This is a genomic window from Fulvivirga kasyanovii (genome assembly GCF_009711405.1).
Taxonomy (GTDB): domain Bacteria; phylum Bacteroidota; class Bacteroidia; order Cytophagales; family Cyclobacteriaceae; genus Fulvivirga; species Fulvivirga kasyanovii.
In genome coordinates this window covers 1-1,428 of record NZ_SMLW01000162.1, presented here as the reverse complement: position 1 = coordinate 1,428, position 1,428 = coordinate 1, and the positions used below count along the sequence as shown (strand labels likewise).

General features: G+C 37.0%; 2 protein-coding genes. Both read left to right on the top strand.

All coding sequences use genetic code 11. The features are described 5' to 3' along the window. The coding region (locus E1163_RS00500) for an RHS repeat domain-containing protein (RefSeq protein WP_281353071.1) at positions 1-1,067 on the top strand (1,067 nt) is incomplete at its 5' end. Positions 1,068-1,072: 5 nt separating this feature from the next. Beyond that, on the top strand, positions 1,073-1,428 hold a 356-nt coding region (locus E1163_RS00495; RefSeq protein ID WP_425482659.1), incomplete at its 3' end, for a toxin-antitoxin system YwqK family antitoxin.

Sequence of the window (1,428 nt, the reverse complement as noted above, 5' to 3'; positions counted from 1 at the left end):
ATGATATGAAGGTGGTGTTGACGGAGAGTAGTGTGGTGCAGAAGGATAATTACTATCCTTTCGGTTTGCAATTTAATTCCTATCAGAGAATCACAGCGAAAGAGAATAAGTTTTTAAATACTGGTAAGGAAAGAATAGACGATCTTGATTTGGGGTGGGATGATTTTGGAGCTAGAATGTATATGCCTGATATTGGTAGATGGACTGTTGTTGATCCGATGGCTGAAAAATATACAGCGCTTACACCATATAATTATACATTTAACAACCCTGTTAATATATTAGATGTTAATGGTGAATGTCCTACTTGCCCTGATGATGCTAAGGAAGGAGATACATATACCTATAATGGTATAGAATATACATTTGGCGAAAATGGTACTTGGGCCAATGGTTTGGGAATGACTCATGACGAAACTTTGGCGGTTTTGTCAGATTTGGGAGAGAAAATTTACGTAGCTGATGACAAAGAAAAGGCCAGTTCATTTAGTATAACAATACCAATTGTTAACGCGGCAAAAGGGAAGCTCGAAGGAAGCGCAAGTACGGATGGAAGTGTATCTTTATATGCGAATGCCGGAAAAAGTGCAAAAATGTGGGGAGTACTGACATTAGTTGGCTTCTCCCAAAAAGTGGGCATAACCTATAAAGATGGTGAATTAAAAGGGTTTTCAACTTCGGAGGGTGATTTTTTGGGGCTAAACTATCGAATGACAGTGGACCCAATTTCTGGTGAGCGAACAGATCAGCTAGGAATAGCCATTAAGCTTTCGAAAGGTAAAATAAGTATAACTTATAGGATGAAGGTGGAGAACGCTTATGTCCCACCTTACGAAAAAGGGCCAGCAGGTTTAATGAGTTCAGGTCTTATAAATGGAAGAGCAACCGCAGCTAGAGTTCAACAAGCAAGTAAAAGGACATATCAGGTTCAAGTAACGGAGATAAAAAGATCGAGACCATCAGCCCAGTTTATTTATAAGGTGTTAAAAAGCTCAGTTCATTTTGATCAACAACATCAATACGAACAAGATGCGACGCAAATGCAGATAAGAAGAAAAACGTATTAAAGGATATGAGAATTAATATTATAAGCCCATTATTTACAGTTGTTTTTTTAATTTCATGTAATATAGATATTACAAATAAAACCCCTAAGGAGGTTGACTATCAAGAGTTGAACTTTAAAGATGGAAAAGGATATTACGAGGATAATTTATATACTGGGATAGTAGTTACAAGACATGCGAATGGAGAGAAAAAATTTGAATCTGATTTTGTTAAAGGGTTAGATAATGGACAATTCAAGGAGTGGGATGAAGATGGACATTTGATTGAAAAATCAAATAGCAAGAAAGGGAAGCTACACGGGAAATATGTTCGTTACTACCCTAATGGCCAAAAGCATTTTGAAACAACTTACAAAGAGGG